This is a genomic window from Nocardia acididurans (assembly GCF_016741815.1).
GTDB classification, from domain to species: Bacteria; Actinomycetota; Actinomycetes; order Mycobacteriales; family Mycobacteriaceae; genus Nocardia; species Nocardia acididurans.
In genome coordinates this window covers 34,664-51,282 of the sequence record NZ_JAERRJ010000003.1, presented here as the reverse complement: position 1 = coordinate 51,282, position 16,619 = coordinate 34,664, and the positions used below count along the sequence as shown (strand labels likewise).

The 16,619-nt window shown below is 69.7% G+C and carries 13 protein-coding genes; 6 read left to right on the top strand and 7 right to left on the bottom strand.

What is annotated here, in order from left to right:
• Positions 1-11 precede the first annotated feature (11 nt).
• Positions 12-1,556 (top strand): RNB domain-containing ribonuclease, encoded by a 1,545-nt coding sequence (locus tag JK358_RS08370; RefSeq protein WP_201945294.1) that lies wholly within the window; start codon positions 12-14, stop codon positions 1,554-1,556.
• Between the two features lie 70 nt (positions 1,557-1,626).
• A complete protein-coding gene (locus JK358_RS08365; protein WP_201945293.1) occupies positions 1,627-2,082 on the top strand; it encodes a hypothetical protein in 456 nt (151 codons plus the stop codon).
• On the opposite strand, the gene JK358_RS08360 is transcribed toward JK358_RS08365, so the two are convergent.
• From JK358_RS08360 to panB, 4 genes are all read right to left on the bottom strand, one after another.
• The gene (locus JK358_RS08360; protein ID WP_201945292.1) at positions 2,051-3,061 is read right to left on the bottom strand and encodes a CHAD domain-containing protein; all 1,011 of its coding nucleotides are present in this window, start codon (positions 3,059-3,061) and stop codon (positions 2,051-2,053) included. The genes JK358_RS08365 and JK358_RS08360 overlap by 32 nt on opposite strands.
• Positions 3,062-4,018 carry a prolyl aminopeptidase gene (pip, locus tag JK358_RS08355; protein ID WP_201945291.1) on the bottom strand — a complete coding sequence of 319 codons (957 nt, stop codon included), beginning with the start codon at positions 4,016-4,018 and terminating at the stop codon, positions 3,062-3,064. It lies immediately after the preceding gene.
• Positions 4,018-4,479: a hypothetical protein gene (locus JK358_RS08350; protein WP_201945290.1), complete on the bottom strand. Its 462-nt coding sequence runs from the start codon at positions 4,477-4,479 to the stop codon at positions 4,018-4,020. The genes pip and JK358_RS08350 overlap by 1 nt, the downstream gene beginning before the upstream one ends.
• Positions 4,480-4,681: 202 nt before the next feature.
• Positions 4,682-5,554 carry a 3-methyl-2-oxobutanoate hydroxymethyltransferase gene (gene panB, locus JK358_RS08345; protein ID WP_201946200.1) on the bottom strand — a complete coding sequence of 291 codons (873 nt, stop codon included), beginning with the start codon at positions 5,552-5,554 and terminating at the stop codon, positions 4,682-4,684.
• A gap of 168 nt (positions 5,555-5,722) precedes the next feature.
• On the opposite strand from panB, the gene JK358_RS08340 reads away from it, so the two are divergent.
• From JK358_RS08340 to JK358_RS08330, 3 genes are all read left to right on the top strand, one after another.
• Positions 5,723-7,243 (top strand): alpha/beta hydrolase, encoded by a 1,521-nt coding sequence (locus JK358_RS08340; protein WP_201945289.1) that lies wholly within the window; start codon positions 5,723-5,725, stop codon positions 7,241-7,243.
• Positions 7,244-7,483: 240 nt separating this feature from the next.
• On the top strand, positions 7,484-8,824 hold the full coding sequence (gene glnA, locus JK358_RS08335) for a type I glutamate--ammonia ligase (protein WP_201945288.1): 1,341 nt from the start codon (positions 7,484-7,486) through the stop codon (positions 8,822-8,824).
• A gap of 112 nt (positions 8,825-8,936) precedes the next feature.
• Positions 8,937-11,948 carry a bifunctional [glutamine synthetase] adenylyltransferase/[glutamine synthetase]-adenylyl-L-tyrosine phosphorylase gene (locus JK358_RS08330; protein ID WP_201945287.1) on the top strand — a complete coding sequence of 1,004 codons (3,012 nt, stop codon included), beginning with the start codon at positions 8,937-8,939 and terminating at the stop codon, positions 11,946-11,948.
• On the opposite strand, the gene JK358_RS08325 is transcribed toward JK358_RS08330, so the two are convergent.
• The 3 genes from JK358_RS08325 to JK358_RS08315 are packed head-to-tail and all read right to left on the bottom strand — an operon-like array spanning position 11,945 to position 14,428.
• The gene (locus JK358_RS08325; RefSeq protein ID WP_201945286.1) at positions 11,945-12,283 is read right to left on the bottom strand and encodes a glyoxalase superfamily protein; all 339 of its coding nucleotides are present in this window, start codon (positions 12,281-12,283) and stop codon (positions 11,945-11,947) included. The two genes, JK358_RS08330 and JK358_RS08325, sit on opposite strands and share 4 nt — an antisense overlap.
• A gap of 10 nt (positions 12,284-12,293) precedes the next feature.
• A complete protein-coding gene (locus JK358_RS08320; RefSeq protein ID WP_201945285.1) occupies positions 12,294-13,571 on the bottom strand; it encodes a hypothetical protein in 1,278 nt (425 codons plus the stop codon).
• Between the two features lie 35 nt (positions 13,572-13,606).
• The gene (locus JK358_RS08315; protein ID WP_201945284.1) at positions 13,607-14,428 is read right to left on the bottom strand and encodes a class I SAM-dependent methyltransferase; all 822 of its coding nucleotides are present in this window, start codon (positions 14,426-14,428) and stop codon (positions 13,607-13,609) included.
• A gap of 173 nt (positions 14,429-14,601) precedes the next feature.
• Between JK358_RS08315 and JK358_RS39070 the strand changes: the two genes are divergently transcribed.
• Complete coding sequence (locus JK358_RS39070; protein ID WP_269811778.1) at positions 14,602-16,599, top strand: protein kinase domain-containing protein; 1,998 nt, start codon at positions 14,602-14,604, stop codon at positions 16,597-16,599.
• The last annotated feature ends 20 nt before the right edge of the window (positions 16,600-16,619 follow it).

Sequence of the window (16,619 nt, the reverse complement as noted above, 5' to 3'; positions counted from 1 at the left end):
AGCGCACCGCAGTGGAACTGCATCAGCGGATCGTGTCGGCGCCGGTCGATTTCGGCGCCGTCCGAACCGAATTCGGATTGGCCTCGGACTACCCGTCCGAGGCCGTCTCGGAGGCCCGCGACGCGGTCGACGCGTTCGCGGGTTCCCGAGTCGACCGGCGTGACATTCCGCTGGTCACCATCGATCCCCCCGGCGCCATGGATCTGGACCAGGCGCTGTCCCTGGAACGCACGGACACCGGCTTCCTGCTGCACTACGCCATCGCGGATGTGGCGGCCGTGGTGCGCCCCGACGGCCCGCTCGCAGCCACCGCCATGGCGCGCGGCCAGACCTTCTACCTCCCCGACGGCACCGTGCCGCTGCACCCGAACGTGCTCTCCGAAGGCACCGCCAGCCTGCTGCCCGATCAGGACCGGCCCGCCGCCCTCTGGACCATCGAACTCGACGAGAAGGCCGAGCCGCTGCGGTATTCGGTGACCCGCGCTCTGGTCCGCTCCCGCGCCCGCCTCGACTACACCGGCGTACAGGCCGACGCGGACGCCGGCCGCCTGCACCCCGCCATCGCCGCCCTCCCCGAATTCGGCCGCCTGCGCATCGAAGCCGGGCTCGAACGCGGCGCGATCTCCCTGCGCCTGCCCACCCAGAGCGTGGTCCCCGACGGCCGCGAGCAAACCGGCGTCGACCACTGGCAGCTGATCGTCGAACCCCGCACCGCCGCCGACGACTGGAACGAACAGGTCTCCCTTCTCACCGGCATGTGCGCGGCCGCGATCATGCTGAACGGCTATCGCCAGCCCGCCTCGAATTCGCATGCCCAGCGCCCCGATTCGGCGGTTGCTGCGCAGCCCGGCGCCGGACGGCCCGGGGCGGATTCGGCGGCCGTCGCGGGCGACTCCGCACCGCGGATCGGACTGCTGCGCACCATGCCGCCCCCACCCGCCTCGGCCATCGCATCCATGCGCCGCACAGCGGCCGCCGTGGGCGTGGACTGGCCCGCGGGGGAACCGGTGGGACGCATGCTCGCGGGCCTGGATCCCAACACCCCGGCCGCCCTGGTGCTCATGTCCGAGGCCACCGGCCTGCTGCGCGGCGCCTCCTACACCCTGCTCAACGGCCAACCCCCGGAAACCGTGCAGCACAGCGGAATCGGCGCACCCTACGCCCACGTCACCGCACCCCTGCGCCGCCTCTCCGACCGCTTCGCCACCGAGATCTGCCTGTCCCACTGCGCTGGAACCCGAGTCCCGCAATGGGTCCACGACGGACTCGCGGCCGCCGCCGACTCCATGCGCCGCAGCGACGCCGTCGCGGGCAAACTCGAACGCGCCTGCATCGACCTCACCGAATCGACCCTGCTGGCCCAGCGAGTCGGCACCGACTTCGACGCCGTCGTCCTGCGCGAGGCCAACGGCACCCGCCCCGCCGAGATCTTCGTCGCCGACCCGCCCGTGCTCGCCAAGTGCGAGGGCGCGCCTCTCGAAGGCCGGCGGGTGAAGGTCCGCCTCACGGTCGCCGACCCCCTCACGCGCACAGTGACTTTCGCGTATCAGCCCTGACTCGAGGGTGGTCGGGGCGGCCATTCTCTACTACACTCGGTCGTAGAATCGACAGCGTCCGGGGGTGCTCATGATCGACTCGACAGCACGACAGGTCAGCTCATCCACCGCACTGCGCTGGGTGACCGTGGTGTTCGCCATCGCGCTGGCGGTCCACGGCGCCGATCATCTGCGGCGCGGTATGGACACCATTTCGATGCTGGTCATGGCGCTCGGCACCATTCAGCTGCTGCTGGCCGTCGCCACCATCGCGCTCGTGTTCACCGGGCACCCCCGGGCGCCGCTGGCGGCCTTCGCCGTCGGCTCCGTCAGCGCGGTCGGATTCACCGTCGTGCACCTGCTGCCGGATTGGTTCGGGCCACTCAGCGACAGCTTCATCAACGCGCCGCCCGCCGCGCGGGTCACCGGATTCTCCTGGTTCGCAGCCATATTCGAGATCCTCGCCGATCTTGCGATCGCCGTCGCCGGTGTGCGCGCCCGAAACTCCTGGGCGCCTACACCGCGGCCTGCAGCGGGTGCCGGCTGAGGAATTCGATGGCCGCCGGGTACTCCTCGAGCGCCTTCGCGGCGGCTGATTCCTCGGCGTCGCACATGCGCTGATAGCCGGGCTCGGGGGTGTCGGGGGCGTGGGCGCGCAGGGTTTCCAGGGCTTCGACCGCGTCGCGGTGGTCGCCGAGGACGCCCTGGAGGCGTTTCGCGTTGCGCGACAGCGTGGTTGCGGGATCGCCGAGGATGTCGGCGGCGGCCTCGGCGGAGTAGCGCAGGCGCTTGGCGGCCTTGCGGATGTCGTGCAGATGCTCGACGCGGTCTTCCTCGGAGAGGGTGGGTTCCACGCGGACCAGGTGGCGCAGCTCGTGGAAGTCGTGCTTCAGGACGGCCTCGAACACGTCGGTGGCCGGTTTGCCGGACGCCTTGTTCCGCAGGGGCGGGTTCTCGATCAAGTCGTGCAGGCGGGCGGTGAGGGCGTTGTAGCGGCGGCCGTCGAACGCCTCCAGCACCGCCTGATGCGCGCCGACGTAGATGCGGCGCTCCATCGCCACCAGTTCGGCTCCGAAACTCGTTCGTGGCGAGGGCGGCTCCGTGACGCGGACCTTCTTGACGCGGGCGGGTCCGCCGTCGGCCCCGGACTTCGCCGCGGACCTGTTCTTGCCATTGCCCGCGGCTTTGGCCTTCGCCGCGGTGCCAGTTGTGCCCGCGGTGCTCTGATCGAGGGCCGCGTCGCTCTCGTCGAGCAGCTTCGCGAAGCGTTCCGCGCGCACCTCGGCGTCGCGGGCGACGCCGAGCAGCCCTGCGAGCCAGCGCAATTCGTCGGTGATCTCGCCGACCGGGGTGCGGCGCACCACGCGGCGGTAGGACTTGAGGACGCTGCGCAGGCGGCGGGTGGCCACCCGCATCTTGTGCACCGAATCCGGAAGATCCTGGCGCACATCGGGTTCGGCTGTACACAGCCGATCCACGTCGAGGGATATCGCATCGACCAGGGCGGGACCGGCTGTGATTGTCATCTAATACCTGTACTTGTCCGTGGCGGAAACCAGATGGTGGGTGATGCCGGGTTCGGCGGCGGCATGACCGGCATCGGGCACGATGTGCAATTCCGAACCGGGCCAGGCCCTGTGGAGATCCCAGGCGCTGACCGCCGGGCACACGATGTCGTGGCGGCCCTGCACGATCACGGCGGGGATATGCGCGATGCGGCCGATATCGCGCAGCAGCTGACCGTCGTCGAGGAAGCCACGATGGTGGAAGTAGTGGTTCTCGATGCGGGCGAAGGCCAGCGCGAATCGCGGGTCGGCGGATTCGGCGACCCGATCAGGTTGGGGCAGCAGCGAACTCGTGGCGCCCTCCCAGGTCGACCACGCGACGGCCGCGTCGGTGGCGGTGGACGGGTCCGGGGAGGACAGCAGACGGTGATACACCTCGACGAGATCGTCGCCGCGGTCGGCTTCCGGCACCGGGGCCAGGAATTTCTCCCACTCGTCGGGATACACGTATCCCGCGGAGCCATTGTAATACCAATCGATTTCCTTGCGCCGCAACAGGAATATCCCGCGCAGGATCAGCTCGGTGACCCGGTCCGGATGCGTCTGCGCGTACGCCAGCGCCAGCGTGGAACCCCACGAACCGCCGAACACCTGCCACCGCTCGATCCCGAGATGCGTGCGCAGCGCCTCGATATCGGCCACCAGATGCCAGGTGGTGTTGGTCTCCAGGCTCGCCCCGTCGGCGATGTGCGGCGTGGACCGCCCGCAGCCGCGCTGATCCAGCAGCACGATCCGATACGCCTCCGGATCGAAGAACTGCCGATGGAACGGCGCGGTTCCGCCACCCGGCCCGCCGTGCAGGAACACCACCGGCTTGCCCTCGGGGTTGCCGCTGGCCTCCCAGTACATCCGCTGGCCGTCGCCGACGTCGAGCATGCCCTGCTCGTACGGTTCGATCGGCGGGTACAGGGTGCGCATCAGAGCAGCCCCGCGGCCATCGACTGCATCTCCAGCGCGGACAGCGCCTGATCACGCACATCCGAGCAGTTGGCGACGGTGATCCGGTCGATCACATCCTTGTCGCCGAGCACCTGCAGGTTGATGCCGCCGTTGCGGACGGCCCACTCGTGCACGGTGGTGTTGTAGGCGATCTTGCCCAGCGTCGGACCCTGCACCCGCCAGTCGGAGAGCTGCGGACGCAGCATGTCGCACAGCTGGGTGGCGGCCGCGTCGGACACCGTCACCTGGTTGCCGGTGCCGCTGCCCGTGTTCGGGGTGGTCTTGCCCGGCGTGGTGGTGCCCGGTGCGCTGGTGTTCGGCGCGGTCGATCCGCTCGGCTGCGCGGACCCGGAGTTCGTGCCCCCGCACGCGGCGGTCAGGGCGACGATTCCGGCGGCGGCGATCAGGAGCGGAGCGCGCCGGACCCGGCGACTGCTCATCCAACGGCGATGCATAGCTTCCCTCTGGTCGTTCCGGCTCGTGAACCCCCACTCTGCCACCAAATCCTGACGGAGGTCTGTGAAGAGAGCGGCCGGTGGCGATTCGATAGCTACCGGCTATGAACCGGGCGGCCGGAACGCGAAAGCGCCCTCCGCGACAGTTCGCGAAGGGCGCTCGGCTCGGGCCTCGAACAGGCTCGGATCAGAAGCTGTGCTCCGGGCCGGGGAACACGCCGCGCCGCACTTCGTCCGCGTAAGTGGCTGCGGCGGAACGCAATTCGTCACCCACCTGGGCGAACTTCTTCACGAACTTGGCGGTCTTGCCGGAGGTGCAACCGGCCATGTCCTGCCAGACCAGCACCTGCGCGTCGCATTCCGCGCCCGCGCCGATGCCGACCGTCGGGATGGTCAGCTTGCGGGTGACCTGACCGGCCAGCTCCGCGGGCACCATCTCCATGACGACCGAGAACGCCCCGGCCTCCTGCACGGCGATGGCGTCGGCGATGAGCTGCTCGGCCCCGTCGCCACGACCCTGCACCCGGAAACCGCCCAGGGTGTTGACCGACTGCGGCGTGAAACCGATATGCGCCATCACCGGAATGCCCGCGGCGGTCAGCTTGTGAATGGTGTCGGCGACCCGCTCGCCACCCTCCAGCTTCACCGCGTGCGCGCCCGTCTCCTTCATGAACCGGACAGCGGTCGCGAGCGCCTGCTCCGGCGAGGACTCGTAGGAACCGAACGGCAGATCCGCCACCACCAGGGCGTGCGGCGCGCCCCGCACCACACCGCGCACCAGTGGAATCAACTCGTCCACGGTGATCGGCACGGTGGTGTCGTAGCCGTACACCACATTCGCGGCGGAATCGCCGACCAGCAGCACCGGAATCCCGGCCTCTTCGAACAGCCGGGCCGTGGAGTAGTCGTACGCCGTGAGCATCGACCACTTCTCGCCGGCCTGCTTCATCTGCTGCAGATGCTGCACCCGTGTCTTGCGCTTCGCGGGCGTCTTCGGAGCCTCGGCGGCACCGTAGGCAGGGGTCTCCTGAAACGTTCCAGCCGCATCGGATACGGACATCATCGTCCCTCTTTCGTCGTCCTCGAGGCCCGTAGCGGGTCCCCGGGTAGATGTGACAACCCCAGTGTGCCACCGGTCGCAGCCGCGATTAACCCCGGTCGGGGATGGGATTGCTCACAGCCGCCGGGCGCTGACGGCGCGCGGCGGCGGGACTGGCACGATCGTGGGATGGGTTTTGTGCGCACCGGCCGCGCCGCGTTGCTGGCGACGGCGTTGGCGATGATGGTGGCCTCGTGTTCCGGCTCGACGGTTGAGGGAAACCCGGAGCCTGCCTCGCAGGGGATGGATCGGTTCTACAACCAGACCGTCAAATGGGGCAGCTGCGCGGAATTCGCTGATGGCGCACTACCGTCCGGCGCGCAGTGCACCCGGGTGACCGTGCCGGTCGACTATTCGAAGCCGGACGGGGACACCGCGCACATCGCCATCTCACGCATCAAGGCCACCGGCGACCGGATCGGCTCGCTGCTGGTGAATCCGGGCGGGCCGGGGCAGCCGGGGTTGTCCATGGCGACCATCGGCGACAACACCCAGCTGGCCGAGCGGTTCGATCGGATCGGGTTCGACCCGCGCGGGACCGGCGACTCGCTCCCGGCCATCCGATGCCTGACCGACAAGGAGAACGACGCCGAACGGGCCGAGAAGCCCGAGGACAATTCGCCCGCGGGCATCGCCGCCACCGAGGCCGAGAACCGCGAGTACGCCGCGAAGTGCGTCGAGCGCACCGGCAAGGACTTCCTCGCCAATGTCGGCACGCGGGAAGTCGTGCAGGACATGGACGTCATCCGCGCGGTGCTGGGCGATCCGAAGCTCACCTACCTGGGCTACTCGTACGGCACCCGGCTCGGCTACACCTATGCCGAGAAGTTCCCGGACAGGGTGCGCGCGCTCGTCCTCGACGGTGCGCTGGATCCCGCGCAGGATCCCATCAAGGAATCGGTGCTGCAGGCCACCAGCTTCCAGAAGGCGTTCGACAACTACGCCACCGACTGCGCGACCGCACCCGACTGCCCGCTCGGCACCGATCCGGCGCAGGCCGTGACCCGCTTCCGCGAGCTCGTCGGCCCGCTGTGGGACAAGCCGGTCCCCACCTCCGACGGCCGTGTCCTGTCCTACGGTGACGCCATCACCGGCGTGCAGCAGACCCTGTACTCGGACCGGTACTGGCCCGCGCTCACCAAGGGCCTGACCGAGTTGAAGTCCGGCAACGGCGACCGCCTGCTCATGCTCGCCGACATCTACGACGGCCGCGCCGAGGACGGCACCTACGACAACTCCTCCGACGCGTTCACCGCCATCCGCTGCGCCGACGACCCGCCGATCACCGACCGCGCCGTCGCCGCCCAGCAGGACGCCGAATTCCGCCGCGTCGCCCCCTTCATCGACGACGGCCACGGCTCCGGCGCGGCCCCGCTGGAGGTGTGCGCCACCTGGCCCGTCCCGAATACCAGCACCCCGCACCGTATTTCGATCCCGAACCTGCCCAAGACGGTCGTGATCTCCACCACCGACGATCCCGCCACCCCCTACCAGGCCGGCGTCGATCTGGCCGAGCAGCTCGGCGGCGCGCTCATCACCTACCGGGGCAGCCAGCACACGGTGTCGCTGAACGGCGTCCAGTGCGTCGACGACCCCGTCATCGCCTATCTCGTGGACCTGAAGGAGCCGCCCGCCGGACTCACGTGCTGAGGTTCCGGGTCGGATCGGGGGCCGAAGGCGGGTGGTCCTGACCCGCCGCGCCCGGGTTTCGCGGGTTCGACGCGGGTGGTCGTGACCTGCCGCGCCCGGGTTTCGCGGGTTCGGCGCGGTCGGCCGCGACCCGCCGCGCCCGGGTTTCGGGGGTTCGGGGGCGAAGCCCCTGAGAGCTCTCCGCGAGTTGGAGTCATCCATGTAACACGGATTTAACTCCGGGTGCTTACGCTCGCGGTCATGGACCGTCAGAAGGAATTCGTCCTCCGCACGCTCGAAGAGCGCGACATCCGCTTCGTGCGGCTGTGGTTCACCGATGTCCTGGGCTATCTCAAGTCGGTGGCGATCGCGCCCGCCGAGCTCGAGGGCGCTTTCGAGGAGGGCATCGGCTTCGACGGTTCGGCCATCGAGGGGTTTGCCCGCGTGTCCGAGGCGGACATGGTGGCCAAGCCGGACCCGTCCACCTTCCAGGTGCTGCCGTGGTCGACGTCGAAGGGCCATCAGCACTCCGCCCGCATGTTCTGCGATATCGCCATGCCCGACGGTTCGCCGTCCTGGGCGGATCCGCGGCACGTGCTGCGCCGGCAGCTGAACAAGGCCGCCGACCTCGGCTTCAGCTGCTACGTGCATCCGGAGATCGAGTTCTTCCTGATCAAGCCGGGCCCCTACGACGGCTCCAGCCCGATCCCGGTCGACAACGGCGGCTTCTTCGACCAGGCCGTGCACGACGAGGCCCCGAACTTCCGCCGGCACGCCATCGACGCGCTCGAATCCATGGGCATCTCCGTGGAATTCAGCCATCACGAGGGCGCGCCGGGCCAGCAGGAGATCGACCTGCGCTACGCGGACGCGCTGTCCATGGCCGACAACGTCATGACCTTCCGCTACCTCATCAAGGAGGTGGCGATCGACGAGGGCGTGCGGGCGACCTTCATGCCCAAGCCGTTCGCCGATCATCCGGGTTCGGCCATGCACACCCACATGTCGCTGTTCGAGGGTGAGCAGAACGCCTTCGCCGACCCGGACGATCCGGTCAACCTGTCGGAGACCGCGCGGGCGTTCATCGCCGGCATTCTCGAGCACGCGCACGAGATCAGCGCGGTCACCAACCAGTGGGTGAATTCCTACAAGCGCCTGATCCACGGCGGCGAGGCTCCGACGGCCGCGTCCTGGGGTCGCTCGAATCGTTCGGCGCTCGTGCGTGTCCCGATGTACACGCCGAACAAGTCGTCCTCGCGTCGCGTCGAGATCCGCAGCCCTGACAGCGCCTGCAACCCGTACCTGGCGTTCGCGGTGCTGCTGGCGGCCGGTCTGCGCGGTATCGAGAAGGGCTACACGCTGCCGCCGGAGGCGGAGGACGACGTGTGGTCGCTGACCTCGGCCGAGCGCCGCGCCATGGGTTTCCGGGAGCTGCCGGCCTCGCTGGACGAAGCGCTCAAGAACATGGAGAAGTCCGAGCTGGTCGCCGAAACCCTCGGCGAGCACGTGTTCGACTTCTTCCTGCGCAACAAGCGCCGCGAGTGGGCGGGCTACCGCGCCCAGGTGACCCCGTACGAGCTGAAGGAATACCTGGGCCTGTAGGAGAGCCGCTGTGACGATGCCGCGTGGCCTTCGGCTGCGCGGCTTTTGTCACGGTTTGCTGCAGGGGGAGCTGCTTGCGGTGTTAGTCCGGACCCACATGTAATTTGAAGTCATGGTCCGGCCTCCGACAACTCGCTCCGCAGTCCCCGGCGTCGGACGGCTCGGGTTACTCGAACCGTCGGCGGCCGATTCGCTGCGAGAGTTGGCGTGGGACAACGTCGACAGTGTCGCCCTGCTGTGGGCGCTGTCGCGGTCACCCGATGCCGATCTGGCCCTGCTGACGCTGATCCGGTTGCGGGAGCAGCTCGGAAACGACTGGGCCGCCCTGGATTCGGAGCTGCGGACGAACACCGCACTGCGCGGGCGGTTGCTGGCGCTGATCGGATCCTCGACCACGTTCGGCGATCATCTGGTGGCGGACCCGCAGGCGTGGCGGTTGCTGCTGCGGCGTGAGCTGCCCACCCGCGACGAACTGCGCACGGCGATGCTGGAGGCCGTGCAGGCGCGGCCGGAGAACGGTCCGAACGCCGGACCCATGCTGTTCCGCGCGGGCATCTCCGGGCCGGAAGCGATCGCGTTGCTGCGCAAGCGGTATCGCGATCAGCTCATGCTGCTCGCCGCCATCGATCTCGCCGCCACCGTCGAGAACGAACCGGTGCTGCCGTACCAGCAGGTGGGCTGGTATCTCACCGATCTCGCCGATGCCGCGCTCACCGCGGCCCTGTCGGTGGCCGTGACCCGGGTGTGCCCGGACCGGCCGGTGCCGGTGCGGCTGGCCGTCATCGCCATGGGCAAATGCGGTGCGCGGGAACTGAATTACGTCTCCGACGTGGACGTGGTGTTCGTCGCCGAACCCGCCGACACCACCGCCACCCGCCTGGCCGCCGAGATGATGAGCGTCGGCAGCAGCGCCTTCTTCGACGTCGACGCCGCCTTGCGCCCGGAGGGCAAGGCGGGTGCGCTGGTGCGCACCCTGGACTCGCACGTCGCCTACTACAAGCGCTGGGCGCGCACCTGGGAATTCCAGGCGCTGCTCAAGATGCGGCCCGCCACAGGCGATCTCGACCTCGGCGAACAGTACCGCTCGGCCCTCATGCCGATGGTGTGGGCGGCCAACGAGCGCCCCGACTTCGTCGCCGACGTGCAGGCCATGCGCCGCCGCGTCGAGGATCTGGTGCCCGCCGATCTGCGCGAGCGCGAGCTCAAACTCGGGCACGGCAGCCTGCGCGATGTCGAATTCGCCGTCCAGCTCCTGCAATTGGTGCACGGCAAGGCCGACGAGTCCTTGCACGTGCAGGGCACCGTCGAAGCGCTCACCGCGCTGGCGGCGGGCGGCTACGTCGGCCGCGACGACGCCGCCAACCTCACCGCCTCCTACGAATTCCTGCGCCTGCTCGAGCACCGCCTGCAGTTGCAGCGGCTCAAGCGCACCCACACCCTGCCCGCCGCCGACGACGAGGAGGGCATGCGCTGGCTGGCCCGCGCGGCCCACATGCGCCCCGACGGGCGGCAGGACGCGGTGGGCGTGCTCACCAGTGAGATCAAACGCAATGCCGTGCGGGTGCGCCGCCTGCACGCCAAGCTCTTCTACCGTCCGCTGCTGGAATCCGTTGCGCGCCTTGACGCCGCCGCCCTGCGCCTGAGTCCCGAGGCCGCCGTGCGGCAGCTCGCGGCGCTCGGTTACGCCGCCCCGGAGAACGCGCTCGGCCATCTGAAGGCGCTCACCGGCGAGGTCGGCCGCAAGGGCCGCATCCAGGCCCTGCTGCTGCCCACCCTGCTCGAATGGCTCGGCGAGACACCGAATCCCGACGCGGGCCTGCTCGCCTACCGGCGCGTCTCCGAGGGCCTGGACAACGAGATCTGGTTCCTGCGCGAACTCCGCGACGAGGGCGCCATCGCCCAGCGCCTGATGATCGTGCTCGGCTCCTCGGCCTATCTGCCGGACCTGCTCATCAACGCCCCCGAAACCATCCGCATGTACGCCGACGGCCCCGACGGCCCGCTGCTGCTGGCCACCCAGCCCGCCGACGTCGCCCGCGGAATCCTCTCCGGCGCAGGGCGTTACGACGAACCCAAGCGCGCGGTCGCCACCGCGCGCTCCCTGCGCCGGCACGAACTGGCCCGCGTCGCCTCCGCCGACGTACTCGGCCTGCTCGACGTCCCGCAGGTGTGCGAGGCCCTGTCCTCGGTGTGGATGGCCACCCTGGAGGCGTCCCTGCAGGCCGTGATCCGCGCCAGTGAAGCGGAACTCGGCAAACCGGCCCCCGCCGACTTCGCGGTGATCGGCATGGGCCGCCTCGGCGGCATGGAACTGGGCTACGGCTCCGACGCCGACGTCCTGTTCGTCTGCGACCCGCGTCCCGGCGAGGACGAGACGGTCGCGGTGAAGTGGGCCATCGGCGTGGCCGAACAGGTGCAGCGCCTCCTCGGCGCGCCCAGCACCGACCCGCCCCTGCAGGTCGACGCGGGCCTGCGCCCGGAGGGCCGCAACGGCGCCCTGGTCCGCACCCTGGCCGCCTACAAGGCGTACTACCAGCAGTGGGCCCAGCCCTGGGAGGTGCAGGCGCTGCTGCGCGCCCGCTTCGCCGCGGGCAACGCCGACCTCGGCACCCGGTTCCTGCACACCATCGACCCGGTCCGCTACCCGTCGGGCGGCATGTCTCCCGAGGGCGTTCGCGAGGTCCGCCGCATCAAGGCCCGCGTCGACGCCGAACGCCTCCCGCGCGGCGCGAACCCTGCCACCCACACCAAACTCGGTCGCGGCGGGCTCGCCGACATCGAATGGACCGTGCAGCTCCTGCAACTCCAGCACGCCCACGAGATCCCGGCGCTGCACAACACCTCCACCCTCGAATCCCTCGATGTCATCGAGGGATCCGGCCTCGTGGACGCCACCGACGCCGCACTGCTGCGCGACGCCTGGCTCACCGCCACCAAAGCCCGCAATGCTCTGGTCCTGGTTCGCGGCAAACCCGCCGATCAGCTCCCCGGCCCCGGCCGTCTGCTCTCCGCGGTGGCCCGGGTCGCCGGTTGGCCCAATGACGACGGCAGCGAATTCCTCGACCACTACATGCGCGTCACCCGCCGCGCCAAAACCGTGGTGGAGCGGGTCTTCGGCGGCTAGCTCTCCTCGATGGGCGTGCCGATGCGCAGGCGGTTCCCGTACGGGTCCACGAGTTCCACCTCGCGGGCCCAGGGTTGCTCGTTGACGGTGATGCCGAATTCGGCCGCTATGGCGTCGACGTCGCGGACGTACATGTAGATCAGGGTGTCGGGGCGGGCGTCGCCCTGATGTTCGGAGAGGAACAGGCGCAGGTCGCCGCGGGCCACCTCGACGAAGAGCGGGAGGCCGGGCTCGTATTGGTGCTCCCACTGCTGGGTGAAACCCAGGCGGCGGTACCAGGCGACGGCGGTGGCGGCGTCGGTGACGTACAGGATCGGGACAACCTCTTCACGCATCCGTTCATTCTTACCGTTTCGGATCGGGTGAGGGCGTGTCGTCTGCCGGTCTGCCGCCGGATTCGGGTCGGGCGGAAGGGAATTCGGCCCCGAGAACCGGGGAGACCGTGGCGGCTGGGGTGCCGAGGAGCTCCCGCTCCCGGGCCCGGAGCAGCCAGTCGGGGGTGCGGTGGGCCGAGTCCTCGTCGGGGCCGCCGCGTGCGCCGGGCGGGTACATGCCGGGCATCCAGCCCATCGTGGCGGGGCCGCCTCGCACGCCGGTGAGCGGCGGGGCGGCGGCGGTGCCGGTGAGCGGTGAGCCGGGCAGGCCACGGACCGCGTCGTGCGGCGAAGGTATGCCGGGGGAGTTGGGCAGGCCGGAGACTCCCGGGGCGGACGGTGGCCCTGAGAGGCTCGGCGTAGCGAGGCCGGGGACTCGGCCGCCATCGGTGCTCGCGGCCGTTGTCGCGATATCCGAAGCAGGGGAGGGGGTTTCGGTGCCGGACGGATCGGAGTAGCCCGCGTCCCCGGCGCTGCGGCTGTGGGATCGGTCGCCGTGGGTTCCGGCGTCACCCGGGTTACCGCCGCCGGTGCCGTCCGGCTGAAGACCTGCCAACTGCCCTGCACTGGAACGGGATTCATGGCGGGAGCCGGCCGGGACGAACACAGCTCCCGATCCGGCCGAGCGCACGGCCGGATCGGCATCCCCGCCCGCGCTCCCCGGGACGCCGCCACCACCTGTCTCGATCGGCGCGAACGCGGGCACCCGCGACCCCGCCGCCGGGTAGATCGGCACATAGTTGGCCTCCACCGCCGCGAGTGCCAGCTGGAACTGCTCCTCCCGCTCCGCGGCGGTCGAATCCACCGGCGGCGGAACGGTTTTCCGCAGCGCCTCGGCCGCACACGCCGCGGCCTCGATCCGGTGCCCGGTACTGTGCGCCACCTCGGTGACATCGACCGCCTGCTGGATGAACTCGTAGGTGGCGGCTTCGGCGGCGGTGGCGATCCGCCCGGCCATGCTCTCCGACAGTGCGCCCTGCATGGTCATGTGCAGTCCGGTGACCGCGCCGGACAGGTTGTCGGCCACGGCGGTCCACAGCTCGGCGAGTGCCCGCATGGCTCCGGGATCCATGGCCTGCACGCACTCGTGGATCCGCTCGTGGGACAGTCCGCCGAAGTGCTCCAGGCGCTGGATGTAGTCCGGATCCACGCCGTCGTGGGAGATCCGTCCCTGTTCCCGCTCCGCGCCCTGCTGGATGCGGTGCGCGTTGCGGCGCAGCGCATCCGTGCCGTCCGGTCTCGGTCCCATGGGAGTGATTCGCAGACGGCGGCCGGATGGCGTGGTCAGGGCTTGCGGGCCTGCAGCGTATAGGTGAGGGGCAGCCGTTCGGGATGGTCGGTGAGCCGCCATTCGCCGTGCTCGTCGCAGGTCATGCGGCCGGGCAGGGCCTGCCACGGCACGCTGTCGTGTTCGGTGAGTGCGGTGAGGGTCAGACCCGCGTCGAGCAGGGCGCCGACGATCTCGCCGAGGCCGTGATTCCATTCGTGGGTCACGGTTTCGGTGAGTGCGGTGTCGGTCTCGACGTAGGTCTGCGTGTCGTCCCACACCATCGGTTCGACTGTCTGGAAGTACGGGTAGCCGATCACCAGGCGATCGGTGATCGATTCGTCGATCGACCAGAGCACCGGATGCCCTTCCCGCAGGAACAGTCGCCCGCCCGGGCGCAGCAGCGCCGCAACGGTTTCCGCCCAGCGGGCCACGTCGGGCAGCCAGCACAGTGCGCCGATGCCGGTGAACACCAGGTCGAACCGTTCGGACCCCAGCACCGAAACCGCCTCGTACACATCCGATTCCACGAACTCGACATCGGTTCCGGTGTCGGCGGCGAGCTTGCGGGCCTGGGTGAGCGAGGCGGGGGAGAAGTCGAGTCCGGTCATCCGCGCGCCGAGGCGGGACAGCGAGAGGGTGTCGGTGCCGATATGGCATTGCAGGTGGACGCCGCGCAGCCCGCGAATATCGCCGAGCCGGGGCAGGTCGAAGCGCACCACATCGCTGAGGTGTGCGGGGTCGGCGCGGAAGCGGTCGAAACCGTAGTCGGCGGAGGCGGCGTGCACGGGCGCGCGATCATCCCAATTTGCCTGGTTCAGACGTCGGTAATCGCTCATGGATTCCGACTGTGCCATGCGCCGGCCCGGCGGGACAGCTCATTTTCGGCGTGCCGTCCGCGCGGGCGTACTGCCGCGCGCGCCCGGGGGAGAGGGCCTGTTCGCAGGTCAGCGGCGTGCCGCCGAGTTGCAGTAGGGTGGTCCGCGAGCTGTGGAGGTGTGGAGTGGTTCGTATGCTGGCGCACGGTCAGCTATTCGCCGGCTATCGAATCGAGCGGCTGCTCGGAGCGGGTGGAATGGGGGAGGTATATCTCGCGCACGATCGGGATCTGCCTCGGATGATCGCCCTCAAGGTATTGGGGCGCGGCGTCTCCGACGACGAGAACGTACGCAATCGTTTTCTGCGGGAGGCCGATACCGTCGCGCGGCTCTCGCATCCGAACATCGTCGCCGTCTACGCGCGCGGCGAGGAGAACGGCCAGCTCTGGATGGCCATGCAGTACGTCGACGGCACCGATCTCTCGCATGTGCTGCAGAGCGGGCCGATGCCGCCGCTGCGCGCGGTGCAGATCGTCACCGAGGTGGCCAAGGCGCTCGATCACGCGCACGGCTCCGGCGTCCTGCACCGAGATGTGAAGCCCGCCAACATATTGCTCGGGCGCGCGCCGGGGGAACAGGTCTTCCTGGCCGACTTCGGCATCGCCAAGGTGCTCGACGAGGTCGGTGAGGCCACCCGCACCGGCCAGCTCTACGCCAGCCTGCGCTACGCCGCCCCCGAACAGTTCGACGCCGGCGGCGGGGTCGACGGCCGCGCCGATGTCTACGCGCTCGGCGGCACCCTGCTGCATCTGCTCACCGGCGCGGCCCCGTATCCCGGCGAGACCGCCGGGCAGCTGCTGCACGGTCACCTGAATCTTCCTGTGCCGCAACCCACCCTGCTGCGCCCGAATCTCCCGGCCGGTTTCGACGCGGTGATCGCGGGCGCGCTGGCCAAACACCCGGAGCATCGTTTCCGGACCTGCGGTGAACTCGCCGTCGCGGCGCAGCGGGCACTGGCGGGACAGCCGGTGCGCACCGCCGCGCCGGGATTCGACAGTGCGCCGGTGTATTCCGGCGAGGCGGGGCGCGCGGGCGGGCAGCACGGGCAGGCTGTGGCGGGCGGTCCCGGCGATGCCGCTCCCACCGCGAAGTTCGGCACGGGGACGGCGGTCGCGTCGCACGCCTCGGCAGCCGGGCCGGGCACCGGCGTCGAACAGCGACCGGACGGCCCGGCCGCCACCGGCGGCAAGCGCCGCCGCGGATTCCTCGGCTGGACGGCTCTGCTGCTGGGCTGGCTGCTGCTGCTCAGCGGTGCGGCCGGTCTTGTGCTGCACTACATTTCCTGGTCCTACTACGAGCTGGGTCTGGCGGCGTCGTTCGCGTCCTACTTCATGATGGGCGCTCTCCTGGCCCTGGTGCTGTTCCTGATCGCCCGCCAATGGCGCAGCGCGGCAACGGCTCTCGTGGCGAGTGCGGTCGTGGCCTGGTCGCAGGTGCCCATGCTGTGGCCGGACGGCACCGCCCCGCCCGGCGTGGATGTGACTGTGATGCAGTCGAATCTGCTGTTCGGTGCGGCCGATGTGACCGCCGTGCTGAACACCGTCCGCGCGGACCGGGTCGATGTGCTCACCCTGGAGGAGCTCACCCAGCCCGCCCTCGATCGCCTCTGGGCCGCGGGCATCACCGAGGAACTGCCCTACTACTACGTGGAACCCGCGTCCGGGGGCCAGGGCTCGGGCATCTTCAGCCGCTATCCGCTGCAGGACGGGGTCAGGTTCGACGGCTTCCACCTGTTCAACCTGCGCGCCACCATGATTCACCCGGAGCTGGGCGCGCTCACCGTCTTCCAGTTCCATCCCGTCCCGCCGCTGGCCGACTTCGCACAGTGGAAGTGGGAGATGGCGCGCGTGCGCGATCTGCTCGACCAGCAGCCCGGAAAGGTGATCGTGGGCGGCGATTTCAACGCCACCTACGATCATGCCGACTTCCGGGATCTGCTGCGCGGCCGCTACGCCGACGCGGGAGAACTGGTCGGTATCGGCGCGCTGCCCACCTGGCCCGAGGACAAGCCGGGCGGTCCGTACATCGGCATCGACAAGGTGCTGGTCGCGGGTGGACACGCGACCGAAGTACGCGCGCTCACCATCCCCGGAACCGATCATCGTGCCGTTGTTGCGCGACTTCGCCTTTGAGCGATAGCAAAGGTGGATAC

Excerpts from the sequence above, each read along its gene's own strand:
- JK358_RS08365 (WP_201945293.1), top strand. The coding sequence starts at position 1,627 with ATGATCGACTCGACAGCACGACAGGTCAGCTCATCCACCGCACTGCGC.
- JK358_RS08360 (WP_201945292.1), bottom strand. The coding sequence starts at position 3,061 with ATGACAATCACAGCCGGTCCCGCCCTGGTCGATGCGATATCCCTCGAC.
- pip (WP_201945291.1), bottom strand. The coding sequence starts at position 4,018 with ATGCGCACCCTGTACCCGCCGATCGAACCGTACGAGCAGGGCATGCTC.
- JK358_RS08350 (WP_201945290.1), bottom strand. The coding sequence starts at position 4,479 with ATGAGCAGTCGCCGGGTCCGGCGCGCTCCGCTCCTGATCGCCGCCGCC.
- panB (WP_201946200.1), bottom strand. The coding sequence starts at position 5,554 with ATGTCCGTATCCGATGCGGCTGGAACGTTTCAGGAGACCCCTGCCTAC.
- JK358_RS08340 (WP_201945289.1), top strand. The coding sequence starts at position 5,723 with ATGGGTTTTGTGCGCACCGGCCGCGCCGCGTTGCTGGCGACGGCGTTG.
- glnA (WP_201945288.1), top strand. The coding sequence starts at position 7,484 with ATGGACCGTCAGAAGGAATTCGTCCTCCGCACGCTCGAAGAGCGCGAC.
- JK358_RS08330 (WP_201945287.1), top strand. The coding sequence starts at position 8,937 with ATGGTCCGGCCTCCGACAACTCGCTCCGCAGTCCCCGGCGTCGGACGG.
- JK358_RS08325 (WP_201945286.1), bottom strand. The coding sequence starts at position 12,283 with ATGCGTGAAGAGGTTGTCCCGATCCTGTACGTCACCGACGCCGCCACC.
- JK358_RS08320 (WP_201945285.1), bottom strand. The coding sequence starts at position 13,571 with ATGGGACCGAGACCGGACGGCACGGATGCGCTGCGCCGCAACGCGCAC.
- JK358_RS08315 (WP_201945284.1), bottom strand. The coding sequence starts at position 14,428 with ATGAGCGATTACCGACGTCTGAACCAGGCAAATTGGGATGATCGCGCG.
- JK358_RS39070 (WP_269811778.1), top strand. The coding sequence starts at position 14,602 with ATGCTGGCGCACGGTCAGCTATTCGCCGGCTATCGAATCGAGCGGCTG.